The 13,418-nt window shown below is 57.3% G+C and carries 12 protein-coding genes and 1 pseudogene; 4 read left to right on the forward strand and 9 right to left on the reverse strand.

Annotation, left to right across the window (positions count from 1 at the left end; genetic code table 11):
• Positions 1-206: 206 nt before the first annotated feature.
• The 6 genes from msrQ to BJ917_RS28250 all read right to left on the reverse strand — a co-directional run bounded on the left by msrQ (position 207) and on the right by BJ917_RS28250 (position 6,190).
• Complete coding sequence (gene msrQ / locus BJ917_RS28225) at positions 207-827, reverse strand: protein-methionine-sulfoxide reductase heme-binding subunit MsrQ (RefSeq protein WP_096515189.1); 621 nt, start codon at positions 825-827, stop codon at positions 207-209.
• Positions 827-1,840, reverse strand: coding sequence for a protein-methionine-sulfoxide reductase catalytic subunit MsrP (gene msrP, locus BJ917_RS28230; RefSeq protein WP_096515188.1), 1,014 nt, complete (start codon positions 1,838-1,840; stop codon positions 827-829). Before msrP ends, msrQ begins: the two co-directional genes overlap by 1 nt.
• Before the next feature lie 63 nt (positions 1,841-1,903).
• Entirely contained in the window at positions 1,904-2,761 is an 858-nt protein-coding gene (gene pssA, locus BJ917_RS28235) for a CDP-diacylglycerol--serine O-phosphatidyltransferase (protein WP_096515186.1), read from the reverse strand.
• Between the two features lie 145 nt (positions 2,762-2,906).
• Positions 2,907-3,923 (reverse strand): ketol-acid reductoisomerase, encoded by a 1,017-nt coding sequence (ilvC, locus tag BJ917_RS28240; RefSeq protein WP_003228216.1) that lies wholly within the window; start codon positions 3,921-3,923, stop codon positions 2,907-2,909.
• A gap of 48 nt (positions 3,924-3,971) precedes the next feature.
• Positions 3,972-4,463: an acetolactate synthase small subunit gene (ilvN, locus tag BJ917_RS28245; protein ID WP_003205610.1), complete on the reverse strand. Its 492-nt coding sequence runs from the start codon at positions 4,461-4,463 to the stop codon at positions 3,972-3,974.
• Positions 4,464-4,465: 2 nt separating this feature from the next.
• Positions 4,466-6,190 (reverse strand): acetolactate synthase 3 large subunit, encoded by a 1,725-nt coding sequence (locus BJ917_RS28250; protein ID WP_096515648.1) that lies wholly within the window; start codon positions 6,188-6,190, stop codon positions 4,466-4,468.
• Between the two features lie 400 nt (positions 6,191-6,590).
• Here BJ917_RS28250 and BJ917_RS28255 point away from each other — a divergent pair.
• Positions 6,591-7,010 (forward strand): annotated as a pseudogene (locus BJ917_RS28255) (DUF4124 domain-containing protein); the annotation flags it as partial.
• A 57-nt stretch (positions 7,011-7,067) separates the two neighbouring features.
• Here the strand turns inward: BJ917_RS28255 and BJ917_RS28260 are convergent.
• The 3 genes from BJ917_RS28260 to mrcB are packed head-to-tail and all read right to left on the reverse strand — an operon-like array spanning position 7,068 to position 10,478.
• The gene (locus BJ917_RS28260) at positions 7,068-7,403 is read right to left on the reverse strand and encodes a YqcC family protein (RefSeq protein ID WP_096515183.1); all 336 of its coding nucleotides are present in this window, start codon (positions 7,401-7,403) and stop codon (positions 7,068-7,070) included.
• Positions 7,403-8,137, reverse strand: a complete 735-nt coding sequence (locus BJ917_RS28265) for a hypothetical protein (protein WP_096515182.1) — start codon at positions 8,135-8,137, stop codon at positions 7,403-7,405. Before BJ917_RS28265 ends, BJ917_RS28260 begins: the two co-directional genes overlap by 1 nt.
• A gap of 16 nt (positions 8,138-8,153) precedes the next feature.
• Positions 8,154-10,478 carry a penicillin-binding protein 1B gene (gene mrcB, locus BJ917_RS28270; protein ID WP_096515180.1) on the reverse strand — a complete coding sequence of 775 codons (2,325 nt, stop codon included), beginning with the start codon at positions 10,476-10,478 and terminating at the stop codon, positions 8,154-8,156.
• A 117-nt stretch (positions 10,479-10,595) separates the two neighbouring features.
• On the opposite strand from mrcB, the gene BJ917_RS28275 reads away from it, so the two are divergent.
• The 3 genes from BJ917_RS28275 (at position 10,596) to BJ917_RS28285 (ending at position 13,083) form a co-directional block, all read left to right on the forward strand.
• Complete coding sequence (locus BJ917_RS28275; RefSeq protein ID WP_121105677.1) at positions 10,596-12,152, forward strand: bifunctional aminoglycoside phosphotransferase/ATP-binding protein; 1,557 nt, start codon at positions 10,596-10,598, stop codon at positions 12,150-12,152.
• Between the two features lie 91 nt (positions 12,153-12,243).
• Positions 12,244-12,588, forward strand: coding sequence for a pentapeptide repeat-containing protein (locus BJ917_RS28280; RefSeq protein ID WP_096515177.1), 345 nt, complete (start codon positions 12,244-12,246; stop codon positions 12,586-12,588).
• A gap of 222 nt (positions 12,589-12,810) precedes the next feature.
• Positions 12,811-13,083, forward strand: coding sequence for a TfoX/Sxy family protein (locus BJ917_RS28285; protein ID WP_096515175.1), 273 nt, complete (start codon positions 12,811-12,813; stop codon positions 13,081-13,083).
• Positions 13,084-13,418 lie beyond the last annotated feature (335 nt).

Consider the following 13,418-nt stretch of genomic DNA (forward strand, 5'->3'; position numbering starts at 1 on the left):
TCGATCTCTCGTCAGCGGGAGGCGAATTCTACAGCGTTACTCGCTGCTGTCAACACCTCTTTTTCAACTTCCTTTCGACTTCGATGACCTGAAGCAACTCACTGTCGAAAACTGCATAACTCATTGTTTACCAAGGAGTTTTCCGTTTCGACTGCGCCGGAAGTGGGGCGAATTATAGGCTTCCAGAATCTGTCGTCAACCATTAATTACGCCTTTTTGGCAGAAGAGGCCTTTTTAGCCACTAAACGCGGGATTCGTCGAGTTACCGGTGGCAGGCGCAACACTAATAGCAATGAACTTATGGCCGCGTAGATCGCCCACTCTTTAAGATCCGCGCGCACGATCCAGAGCATATGCAGCAATCCAAGTCCGAGCACCACGTATGCCAGGCGATGCAACTTTTTCCAGCGCGAGCCCAAGCGCCGCTGACTATAGCGATTGGACGTCCCCGCCAAAGCCAGCAGACACACAAACCCCAAGGCTCCGACAATGATGTAGGGACGCTTGCGCAACTCGACGCCCAGCTGCGACCAGTCAAATCCGAGAATGAACGCCAGATAGGCGCTCAAATGCAGGACCACATACGCGAAGCACCACAAACCCAGTTGCCGGCGAACAGCAATCCAGCCCGCCCAACCGGTGAGCCTCTGCAGCGGCGTCATGCTTAACGTAATGAGCAGCAGAACAAGCGTCCCCACCCCCAACCGGTCAACCAACACCTTGCCTGGGTCCGGCCCCAGCACGTCCTCCCAGGCCTGATACAACCAAAGCAGCGGCCAAATCGCCGCGGCGATGAAAACACCTACACGCCAAAACGGATATCGCATCAATAATTCTTCCGCAGATCGAGCCCTGTATATAGAGAAGCGACTTCATCCGCGTAGCCATTGAACATTTGCGTGTCACGCACATTCGGCTTGAACAGGCCACTCGGCAAGCGCCGTTCGCGCGCCTGAGTCCAGCGTGGATGATCGACCTCAGGATTCACATTCGCGTAGAAGCCGTACTCGTCCGAAGCGATACTCTGCCAGGTCGTTTTTGGCTGCTCACTTACCAGAGTGATCCGCACGATGGACTTGATGCTTTTGAAGCCGTATTTCCACGGCACGACCAAACGCAACGGCGCACCGTTCTGATTCGGCAACTCGCGCCCGTACATCCCCACCGCCAGAATCGCCAAAGGGTTCATCGCTTCATCCAGCCGCAACCCTTCCACATACGGCCAATCGATCAAGGCAAAACCCGAGCGCTGCCCCGGCATGCTCTTGGGGTCTTCAAGGGTTTCGAAACGAATGAATCTGGCTTTTGAGGTGGGCTCTACCTGATTGAGCAGCGCGGAAATGGGGAAACCTATCCACGGAATGACCATCGACCAGGCCTCTACGCAACGAAGGCGGTAGATGCGCTCCTCCAGTTGATAAGGCTTCATGAAGTCTTCCAGTGCATAGCGCCCCGGCTTGGCCACCTCACCATCCACCACGACAGTCCATGGCTCAGTCTTTAATGTACCGGCATTGGCAGCCGGATCACCCTTGTCCGTGCCGAACTCATAGAAGTTGTTGTAGTGGGTTGCATCCTTGAATGGCGTTATCGCCTCATCCCTGACGTTAACCGCACCCCACTTGATGGATGCAAGCTTTTCGCTGAACCATGAAGGCGCCTTGCCAGGCTCGACGTCTGCATACCGCGCCGCATCACCGGCACTCGCCCACCGCGGCAGACTGCTCAAGGCCAGGCCGGTAACGGCAGCACCCAAAACATTGCGTCGAGAAAGGTAGATGGATTCAGGCGTGACATCCGACTCATGGCAGTCGGACGCTTTGGGGATTTTGATCAGCATGACCACTCCGCAGCATTGGAGAACAGATGCACCAACAGACTGCGGAGTATGAGGGAAATTACATCACTCGACGCTTTTGCGCCGACGAAGATGTAACAAGTATTGCACGGGGCCGGATGCTGCGTAGGCGAGGAAAACCAGCAGCAAAATGCGCGGTGGATCACTGAACACCACAGCAAACACCAATACTACGGCGAGGATCGCAACGAACGGCACGCGCCCTTTCAGATCCAGCTCCTTGAAGCTGTTGTACTTGATGTTGCTGACCATCAGCATGCCAGCTGCCGCGACCATCAGGGCCACCAGGAAAGACATCTTGGAGCCCTGGATGCCGTAATCACTGAACGCCCAGACAATGCCCGCAACAACGCCCGCCGCCGCCGGACTGGCAAGGCCAATGAAATAGCGCTTGTCCGCCGTACCGACTTGAGTGTTGAAACGCGCGAGACGCAGCGCCGCACCCGCAACATAAATGAAGGCGACCATCCAGCCGACCTTGCCCATGTCACCCAAGGCCCAACCAAAGGCCAGCAATGCCGGCGCAACACCAAAGGCGACCATGTCCGACAGCGAGTCGTACTCGGCACCGAAGGCACTCTGGGTATTGGTCATGCGCGCAACCCGACCATCAAGGCCGTCGAGTACCATCGCAACGAAAATCGCGATGGCGGCAAACGCAAAGTACTTGCTCGCATTGATCGAGTCGCCGGCGCTCAAGGCAGCCTGGGCGCTCATCGAGTTGATGATGGAGTAGAACCCTGCGAACAGGTTCGCAGTGGTGAACAGATTCGGCAGAAGATAGATACCACGATGCCGGACTTTACGGCCTTCAGCGTCATGCCCCTCTTCGACATGCTCATCGATGGGCAGCAGGCTTTCGGCGTCAGAGGCCTGGTTTGGCTCTTCGGGACGTTCGCTCATGGACAATACCTTGCAACGGGGTGGAAAGTTTCGACAGACATCTGCGACAACGGTTCGCGTCGCAAAGGATGCAGCTTTATACCAGAACCGGCCGGCCAAACGAAAAAACGCGGCCTAGGCCGCGTTTTTCGTACAAGTGTCAGACTTAGTTTTTGGCTTTGTCGACGATCTTGTTGGCACCGATCCACGGCATCATGGAGCGCAGTTGCTCACCGATGATTTCGATACCGTGAGCGGCGTTGTTACGACGCTTGGCGGTCATCGAAGGATAGCCGGTAGCGCCTTCGCTGATGAACATCTTGGCGTATTCGCCGTCCTGAATACGTTTCAGGGCGTTGCGCATGGCCTGACGGGATTCGGCGTTGATCACTTCCGGACCAGTCACGTACTCGCCGTATTCGGCGTTGTTGGAGATCGAGTAGTTCATGTTGGCGATACCGCCTTCGTACATGAGGTCAACGATCAGCTTCAGTTCGTGCAGGCATTCGAAGTAGGCCATTTCCGGCGCGTAGCCAGCTTCAACCAGGGTTTCGAAACCAGCTTTGACCAGTTCAACGGTACCACCGCACAGAACGGCTTGTTCGCCGAACAGGTCGGTTTCGGTCTCGTCCTTGAAAGTGGTTTCGATGATGCCGGTACGACCGCCACCCACGCCGGCGGCGTAGGACAGCGCAACGTTTTTGGCGTTGCCGGAAGCGTCCTGGTAGATCGCGATCAGGTCAGGGATACCGCCGCCCTTCACGAACTCGGAACGTACGGTGTGACCTGGAGCCTTCGGCGCGATCATGATCACGTCGAGGTCGGCACGCGGAACAACCTGGTTGTAGTGGATCGCGAAGCCGTGGGAGAAGGCCAGGGTGGCGCCTTTCTTGATGTTCGGCTCGATTTCGTTCTTGTACAGGGAGGACTGGAACTCGTCCGGGGTCAGGATCATGACCAGGTCGGCAGCCGCAACAGCGGAAGCAACGTCGGTCACTTTCAGGCCGTGGGCTTCAGCCTTGGCAACGGTAGCCGAACCCTTACGCAGGCCAACGGTAACGTCAACGCCGGAGTCTTTCAGGTTGCACGCTTGAGCGTGGCCCTGGGAACCGTAACCGATGATGGCAACTTTCTTGCCCTGGATGATCGACAGGTCGCAGTCTTTATCGTAGAAAACTTTCATGAATTTCCCCTATATATCCAGGCCGTTCAGGCCATTCGCTAATTTGGTTTAGATGCTGAGTACTTTGTCGCCGCGGGCAATCCCGGTGACGCCACTGCGGACGGTTTCCAGAATCGAAGCGGTGCCGATGGACTGGATGAAGCTGTCGAGCTTGTCGCTGGTACCGGTCAATTGAACGGTATACACGCTGGCGCTGACATCGACGATCTGTCCACGGTAAATATCGGTGGTGCGCTTGATCTCGGCGCGCTGGGCGCCGGTGGCCTTGACCTTGACCAGCATCAGTTCGCGCTCGATGTGAGCACTTTCCGACAAGTCGACCAATTTGACCACTTCGATCAGTTTGTTCAGGTTCTTGGTGATCTGCTCGATGATTTCATCGTGACCAACAGTGGTCAGCGTCAGACGCGACAGAGTCGGGTCTTCGGTTGGTGCCACAGTCAGGCTTTCAATGTTGTAGTTACGCTGCGAGAACAGGCCGACTACGCGAGACAAGGCGCCAGGTTCGTTTTCCAGAAGCAAGGAAATAATGTGCCGCATGATTAAGTACGCTCCGTCTTGCTCAGCCACATATCGCGCATGGAGCCGTCTTTGATCTGCATCGGGTAGACGTGCTCGCTGGTGTCGACCGCAATATCGATGACCACCAGGCGATCTTTCATGGCGAACGCTTCTTCCATCTTCGACTTCAAGTCTTTCGAGTCGGTGATGCGTACACCAACGTGACCGTAGGCCTCCGCCAGCTTGACGAAGTCAGGCAGCGACTCCATGTAGGAGTGCGAGTGACGACTGCCGTAACTCATGTCTTGCCACTGGCGAACCATGCCCAGCACACCATTGTTCAGGATGACGATTTTTACCGGCAAACCGTATTGCAGGCAGGTCGACAGTTCCTGAATGTTCATCTGGATACTGCCCTCGCCTGTCACGCAGACGACATCATCATCCGGAAAGTTCAACTTGATGCCCATGGCCGCCGGGAAGCCGAAACCCATGGTGCCCAGGCCACCGGAGTTGATCCAGCGGTTAGGCTTGTTGAACTTGTAGTACTGCGCCGCGAACATCTGGTGCTGGCCCACGTCGGAGGCGACAAAGGCATCACCCTTGGTCACTTCACACAGGGTTTCGACCACGGCCTGCGGCTTGATGACACTGCCGTCGCCTTTGTCGTAAGGGAACAGACCACGATCACCGCGCCACTCATCCACCTGTTTCCACCAGCTGGCCACGGCATCCTTGTTAGGAGCCTCGCCAATTTCCTTGAGGATCGCGACCATTTCGGTCAGGACGCTCTCCACCGGACCCACGATAGGCACGTCGGCCTTGATGGTCTTGGAAATCGAAGCAGGGTCGATGTCGATATGAATGATCTTGGCGTTCGGGCAGAACTTCGATGCGCCATTGATTACGCGGTCGTCGAAACGCGCACCGACGGCCAGGATCACGTCAGCATGATGCATCGCCAGGTTGGCGGTGTAGCTGCCGTGCATGCCGAGCATGCCGATGAACTGACGGTCGGTACCAGGATAACCACCCAACCCCATCAGGGTGTTGGTCACTGGCAGGTTGAGCATTTTCGCCAGCTCGGTCAGCGGTGCGGAACCGTTGCCCAGAATCACGCCGCCGCCGGAGTACAGCACAGGGCGCTTGGCCGCCAGCAACATTTCCGCCGCTTTGCGGATTTGCCCGGAGTGACCACGAACGGCCGGGCTGTAGGAGCGCAGCTTGGCTTTTTTCGGGAAAACGTATTCGAACTTCTCGGCCGGGTTGGTCATGTCTTTCGGAATATCGACAACGACCGGACCAGGACGACCGGATTGCGCCAGGTAGAAGGCTTTCTTCATGACCTCCGGGATTTCCGACGCGTGTTTGATCATGAAGCTGTGTTTCACGATCGGCCGGGAAATACCGATCATGTCGGTTTCCTGGAATGCGTCGGTACCTACCATGGTGCTCGGCACCTGGCCGGAAATGACCACCATCGGAATGGAGTCCATATAGGCCGTGGCGATACCGGTGATGGCATTGGTTGCACCCGGGCCGGAAGTCACCAGTACCACACCAGCCTTGCCGGTGGCACGGGCGTAACCGTCAGCCATATGGGTAGCCGCCTGCTCGTGACGAACCAGGATGTGGGTCACTTCCGGTTCTTTGAACAGGGCATCGTAGACATGAAGAAGAGCACCACCCGGGTACCCGTAGATATATTTGACGCCTTCGTCACGCAAAAAGCGGACGAGCATCTCACCGCCAGATAAAAGCTCCACGTTGCTCACCTCTAAAACGCCAGAATACCGCCCACGAAAAATGGGACGGGTCTTAATAGGTTTACTTCTCAGCAGAGCATGAGCGACGGTGGTCGCCGACTACGTCAGCACTGACTGAGCAAGTATTGGGATCGTCCCAAGTGTTGCGGGCCTTTCCCACCCAGCGCGAGGTAACGCGTTGCGGGTGTAACAGGTCGGCGCGGATGTGCGCCTCATGATCTGCTGAGTGGGTCTGCTTCTGGCAGTCCCTCTACAGCGGACTTTGGATTCTTCTGTTTCGTCCCCTGCAAGTCAAGTCGTCTATGTGCTTTATTGAACTAAGCACATGAGAAAGCAAGAAAAAACCGTGAAACCTCAAGTGTGTTAGCTTCAATTGCGCAACCCGAGACAAGGAAATCACATGCGAGCGTTTTTCCTGACCGCCGGCCTGCTGATTGGCCTGAGCCCATTAAGCATGGCCGCCCAGATTTATAAGTGGGTCGATGCCCAGGGCGTCACTCATTACGATGCGCAACCGCCTTTGGGCCAGCACGCCACTGTTGTCGTGACGCCCTCCCCGCCCACCACCAATCCGACCATCCCCAAGAACAGCGGTACGATTGGTGATCAACAGGCCATCGATAGGAACGTCAAAAAGCAAGTCGCCGATCAGCAAGCAGAATTGAAAGCGTTTTGTGAGCAGGCACGAACGAACCTGGCGCAGTTGCAAAACAATCCGCGGCTCAGGGAGGAAGTGGAAGGAGAGCTGCGTCGCCTGGACGACACTCAACGGCAAGAGCGCATAGGCGAAACGCAGAAACAGATAGCGGAGAACTGCCAGCAACCATTTGTAGGAGCTGTCGAGCGAAACGAGGCAGCTCCTACAAAGGATCGGGGGTCAGCGGGCTGCGGTGATCAGTTGATCGAACTCTTTGAGCAATACCTGCAGCTGTCGATCCTTGCCCTGAACATTACGGGAAGCAAAGACCATTTCGGCCATCTCCTGAATCCCCGAGGCGTTCGGCAAGGGTAGATTTTGCTCGAGGATCGTTTTCATGCGCGGCAGAAAGATCCATTGCAGCCACTGCTCGAAGTCCAGCGTATCGACCGAAAACGGCTCAACGCTGGAAAGCGCCTCAGCGGATGGCGGGACATCATCCCACCACCCTTGCACCCGCAATTCACGTTCGATCAGCAGCAACTGCTCGGCAATCTTTGGAAAACGTACATCCATCACGACGAAACCTTTGCCTTCTGACGAGCCAGTGCCGCGCCAGCGGAATCACCTTGCTTCTCACGCGCCTGGGCAATCAGCTCCCACAGATTGGCCTGTAGTGCCGGACGACCACTGGCGAAGGTCAGACCACGACGGGCGAACTGCTCAGCCTGCGCAGCATCACCTTGAGCCATGCGCACCTGCGCCAAACGATAAAGCACCTGCGGCTCACGCGGGGCGACACGCTGGGCGCGCTCGAGACTTGAAGAAGCACCATTGAGGTCACCGCCGGCCTGTTGCTGTTGAGCAGTCGTCAACAGGGCCAGTACCGGACCGTCCAATTGCTCATCGGCGGACAGGCCACCAGAGCTGGCAGAAGGAATTCCGCTCGGCGTCGACGGCATGCTGTAGGTGCCCTGATTGATGGGGGCAGATTGCACCGGCGAAGTATCAATCGGGCCCGGCGTAATCGGACCAGGGGTAATCGGTGTAGTGCTGATCGGTGTCGACGTCGTTGCGCCACCACCTGGCACCATCACGACCACGCCGGTATCACCTTGCGGAATTTCCTGAACCCGGGCTTGCGCAGGACGCTTGACTGTCGATTGACGGAAACCGCCATTCGTCGAGATTCGCTCACTGTTGGAGACGTTGGTACCGGAGTCCTCAACCGGAATCGAGCCACGCTGCACGGAGGAGCAACCGCTGAGCAAAGCCACGACGGTAACCGCTGGAATCAACCACTTGTTCACTTGAAACCCTCTTCGCTTAATTCATCCAGCCCTTGACCCAATCCATCACCGTTTCGCCAGGCGTGGGGCTTTCGCCACCACATGCAGCGCCGGGAGGCGGTTCGCTGCCGCGAATATACGGCATCTGCACGGCGCCTGGGCAATTGGCATCGGAGCCTTGCCCGGTCCGGGAATCGACCCAGGCCTGAACGATATTATCCGGCTGAGGCATGTCCAGCGGCAACGGGTCGGCCTTGCGCATGAAACTGGTCCAGACCTGCAACGCACCGGTGGCACCAGTGAATGGCGTCTTACCGTTGTCATCCCGGCCCAACCAGACCACCGCCAGCAGATCCTGGCTGAAACCGGCGAACCAGCTGTCCCGCGAATCGTTACTGGTACCGGTCTTGCCCGCCAGCGTCAGGGTCTTCGGCAACACGTTGTAAACCGAGCTGCCCGTACCTTCACGCATGACCCGCTGCATGGCGCTCTGGATCAGGTAGATGGACGCCGGGTCGAAGCGCTGCTGAATCTGGAACGGATAGCGCTTGAGCGGTTCGCCTTCGGCTGTCAGTACGCTGCGAATCCCGCGCATCGGTGTATTGAAACCACCGTTGGCGAGGGTCTGGTACATGGTCGCCACTTCAATCGGGGTCATGCCGCCCGCCCCCAGCAACATCGACGGGAAGGCCGGAAATTCGCGGCTCACACCCAGGCGGCCCAGGGTCTTGAGGACATTCGGCACACCGACCGCCAGACCGAGACGTGCGGTCGACAGGTTATAGGAGTGCGCCAGGCCTTGATAAAGGAAAACCGTGCCGTGGGAGCGCCGATCATAGTTCTGCGGTTTCCAGACCTGACCGTCCGCACCTTTGACCGAGAAGGATTCGTCTGACAGCCAACTGGTCAACGTGTACTGACTCGGCTTCTCGAGCGCTGTCAGATAAACCGCCGGCTTGATCAGCGAGCCGATCGGTCGCACCGCGTCCAGTGCACGGTTGAAGCCGGCGAAACTGGCCTGGCGGCTGCCAATCATGGCCTGGACTTCACCGGTTTCCGGGTTGGTCACGACCATCGCCGCTTCAACATCATCGGAACCCTTGCGCCCGGCCAGACGCTTGAAGGTGTCGTTGACCGAGGCTTCAGCCTTCATCTGCAGGATCGGGTCGAAGCTGGTGAAGATGCGCAGGCCTTCCTCGGTCAAGTCTTCATCGCGATAGTCTTCGCGCAGTTGACGCTTGACCAGGTCGAGGAAGCCAGGGAAGGAGCTGTCCGCCAATTTGCCTCGCGTTGTCACACCCAACGGCATTTTCTTCGCGGCGGCGACCTGCTCGGCGGTGGCGACGCCTTGTTGCTCAAGCACATCGAGCACCAGATTGCGTCGTTCGAGTGCCCGCTCAGGATTGCGACGTGGGTTGTAGTAAGACGGGCCCTTGACCATGCCCACCAGCATCGCGACTTGATGCAGCTTCAGTTCGGACAATGGCTGCCCGAAGAAGAACTGACTGGCCAGACCGAAACCATGCACCGCCCGCTGACCATCCTGGCCGACGAACACTTCATTGAGGTAAGCCTCAAGAATGTCTCGTTTGTCGTAATGGAGCTCAAGCAACATCGCCATCATGGCTTCGGTGAGCTTGCGACTCAGGCTGCGTTCGCTGGTCAGGTAGAAGTTCTTGACCAGTTGTTGCGTCAGCGTACTGCCACCCTGGGTCATCTTGCCGCCAGAGGTGTTGACGTAGATGGCTCGTACAATCGATTTGGGCGACACGCCCCAGTGACTATAGAAATCCCGGTCTTCCACGGCGACCAGCGTTTCCAGCAGATACGGCGGGACCTGATCGATTTTAATCAGAATGCGGTCTTCGAGGTTCTTCGGGTAAATCCCACCGATTAAAAGCGGTTCCAGGCGAACCACGGAGAGCTTCGAACCGTTCGTCGCCGAGAGCTCGGCGACATAGTCACCAGAGAAACGTACACGCACCGGTTGAGCATTCTCCATGCCCTCATAGAACTGGAAGCCACGGGTATTCAAGTCGACGGTATTGCCATTGACCGCCGCCGCACCCGGGCCATTGCTGACGCTTTCGCGTCGGTAACCCAAAGCATCAAGCTCGGTCAGAAAATCGTCCCGGCTCAGCTTTTGTCCGACGAACAGCTCAAGCGGACGCGCGTATACCTTGGCCGGAATCGTCCAGCGCTTGCCGGAAAACTTTTCCTGCACGATGGCATCCAGGTAAACCGCGAATCCGGCCAGCACCACAAGGCCGACCAGACTGAGTTTAAGGGCCCAGCCCAGCCAGGGCCGCAGGCCTCGGGAAGGTGGTTTTTTAGGGGTACGGGGGGATCGAGTACGAGTCATGGCGGCGGATTATACGCACTTTATTCATCCTCAACAGGAGGCCTCCGAGTTTGCGTTAGGCTGGCCAGCCGCCATAATGACGACCTGAATTTTTCCAGACTCTGAAGGATCACCCCTGTGAGCCAGTCCCTGATCGCCGCTCTGCAAAACCCGGCCCTTTATCCGCATCCTGTAGACGGGTTCCAGGTCATAGAGACCCATATTTCCTGGGTACTACTCACTGGCCCCTATGCTTATAAAGTGAAGAAGCCGGTCAACTTCGGTTTTCTCGATTTCACCAGCCTTGAGGCTCGCAAGCATTTCTGCGGCGAAGAGCTGCGCTTGAACCAACGCCTGACAGACGACTTGTATCTTGAAGTGCTGCCAGTCACTGGCAGCGCCGAAGCACCGCAACTGGGGGGCGAAGGTCCGGCTATCGAATATGTGCTGAAAATGCGCCAGTTCCCGCAAAACGGCTTGCTCAGCACCCTGCAGGCCAATGGTGAACTGACCCCCTCGCACATCGACGCGATGGCGGCACAAATCGCCCGGTTCCACCTCAGCGCACCGAAAGTCCCGGCCGAACACGACGCCGGCACCCCGGACAGTGTCATGGCGCCGGTGCGGCAGAACTTCGAACAGATTCGTCCGTTCCTCAGCGACAAGGCTGACCTGTTGCAACTCGACGCCCTGCAAGCCTGGGCCGAGAGCAGCTTCGAACGCCTCAAACCGGTCTTCACCCAGCGCAAGGCCGAGGGCTTCATCCGCGAATGCCATGGTGACATTCATTTGGGTAACGCCACGGTGATCGATGGCAACGTCGTGATTTTCGACTGCATCGAATTCAACGAACCGTTCCGTTTCACCGATGTGTATGCCGACGCCGGTTTCCTGGCAATGGACCTGGAAGACCGCGGCCTGAAGTGCCTGGCCCGCCGCTTCATCAGCCAGTACCTGGAGCTGACCGGCGATTACCAGGGCCTGGAGCTGCTCAACTTCTATAAAGCCTACCGCGCACTGGTTCGCGCCAAGGTCAGCCTGTTCAGCATGCCGGCCGACGCCACCCCGGTACAGCGCGCAACCACCCTGCGCCAGTACCGTACCTACGCCAACCTGGCAGAAAGCTACAGCACTATTCCTTCGCGCTTCATGGCCATAACCCACGGTGTTTCCGCTGTCGGCAAAAGCCACGTGGCGATGCGCCTGGTAGAAGCCTTGGGCGCGATTCGCCTGCGCTCCGATGTTGAACGCAAACGCCTGTTCGGCGAGCAAAAGGTGGCAAATGACCTGCAGGCCGGCATTTATAGTGCCGACGCCAGCACCGCGACCTATAACCGCCTGCATGAAATTGCTGCCGTTATCCTTCACGCGGGCTTCCCGGTGGTGATCGATGCCACTTACCTCAAGCACGATCAGCGCGACAGCGCGGCGAAAATTGCCGAAGCCTCGGGTACGCCCTTCCTGATCCTCGACTGCCATGCGCCGCAAGCCGTGATCGAGAGCTGGCTGGCCCTGCGCCAGGCAGACAAGACAGATCCATCCGATGCGACCCTGGCAGTCATCGAAGCGCAGCAAGCCAGTCGTGAAGCCCTGACACCGGCAGAAATCCTGCGCAGCAAACGCGTCCAGACCAACGAAAGCGGGACGCTCGATACAGTCGTGGCGCAAATTCGCCAACGCCTGCCTGGTCTGTAAAAAACTATTTCAGCCGTGGGGCTTTCGCCGGCTTCACGGCTGCCAAATAGTGGCACTATACTGGCGTCATAAAACCAACAGGTGATGCGACATGAGCCAGCCGAAACTTCTCGACACCCCGCTGTATGCCTTGCTGCACAAAGATGACATCACGGGTTTCAACAATGAGCGTCCGAAAGATGGCCCTATCGACATGGTCGGCGGAGACTTCCGGGGCCTGGACTTGCGCGAGTTGAACGCCGACGGCATCGACTTTACCGATGCCTACTTCCGTTCCGCCGATCTGCGTGGCATCGACTTTCGCAACGCTTCGCTTGAAGGCGCGAGCCTGGCCCATGCGCAAATTTCCGGCGCATATTTTCCGGCGGAGCTGAGTGCTGACGAGATTTTGATGTCGATGAATTTCGGCACACGACTACGTTATCGCACCCGCTGACCATCCGCGTAAATTGACAAGTCCGGTGCCCCCGCTTCGCACGGGACTCGGGGCAGTTTTGACTCTCTTCCCCTTCCATTCGCCAATGTTCACGCCCTCGCAAGCGCCCGCCCTTTAGAAGCATTTGCGTCAAAAACGATCAAACAATCACGCTTTTTCAACTGATGGCTACACTCCTGAGAAGCTTGCCCACGCACCATTCGGCCATCGCAAGGAGGCTTGATGAATGATGAACTGCAGCACCTTAAGAATCTTGGCAAGACGTCGGCGCAGTGGCTGCATGCAGTGGGCATCCACAGCGCTTCGGACTTGCGTCGCCTGGGGGCGGTGGACGCTTATCGGGCCGTGCGCACGCGCGGTTTCCGGGCGTCCAAGGTGTTGTTGTATGCAATCGAAGGCGCCCTGATGGACGTGCACTGGAACGACATTCCCGCCGAACGCAAAGAAGCCCTGAATAAACAGCTGGAAGCCATTTCGTCACGCCACAAGATTTGAACGAGCGCCGCTTGCCATCCTGATCAGGGAAGAACTGCAATGGCGCTCACTAAAAACGACAGATCAATATTCAATAGTTACAAGGACTTAACCAGCACGTACGACACAAAGAACGGCAATGGGAAATCAGCTGTTGACTTGGTAATGAGAATCGATATGATTATCACAACTGGTCGCGAGACTGGTCGATATTCTGAATAGCCCTTGGTTCGGACTCTCAGATTATCTCCTCATCAGGCTAATCACGGTTATTTGACCCGGCTCTTGCCGGGTCTTTTTTTGCCCGTGAAATGTAGAAACCCAAGTATCCTGTGCCCCCTGGCACCTGCACCCGC

The sequence above is a fragment of the Pseudomonas sp. WPR_5_2 genome (assembly GCF_003634475.1).
GTDB classification, from domain to species: domain Bacteria; phylum Pseudomonadota; class Gammaproteobacteria; order Pseudomonadales; family Pseudomonadaceae; genus Aquipseudomonas; species Aquipseudomonas izuensis.

Coding starts and splice junctions, on each gene's coding strand:
- msrQ (WP_096515189.1), bottom strand. CDS start 827: ATGCGATATCCGTTTTGGCGTGTAGGTGTTTTCATCGCCGCGGCGATT.
- msrP (WP_096515188.1), bottom strand. CDS start 1,840: ATGCTGATCAAAATCCCCAAAGCGTCCGACTGCCATGAGTCGGATGTC.
- pssA (WP_096515186.1), bottom strand. CDS start 2,761: ATGAGCGAACGTCCCGAAGAGCCAAACCAGGCCTCTGACGCCGAAAGC.
- ilvC (WP_003228216.1), bottom strand. CDS start 3,923: ATGAAAGTTTTCTACGATAAAGACTGCGACCTGTCGATCATCCAGGGC.
- ilvN (WP_003205610.1), bottom strand. CDS start 4,463: ATGCGGCACATTATTTCCTTGCTTCTGGAAAACGAACCTGGCGCCTTG.
- BJ917_RS28260 (WP_096515183.1), bottom strand. CDS start 7,403: ATGGATGTACGTTTTCCAAAGATTGCCGAGCAGTTGCTGCTGATCGAA.
- mrcB (WP_096515180.1), bottom strand. CDS start 10,478: ATGACTCGTACTCGATCCCCCCGTACCCCTAAAAAACCACCTTCCCGA.
- BJ917_RS28280 (WP_096515177.1), top strand. CDS start 12,244: ATGAGCCAGCCGAAACTTCTCGACACCCCGCTGTATGCCTTGCTGCAC.
- BJ917_RS28285 (WP_096515175.1), top strand. CDS start 12,811: ATGAATGATGAACTGCAGCACCTTAAGAATCTTGGCAAGACGTCGGCG.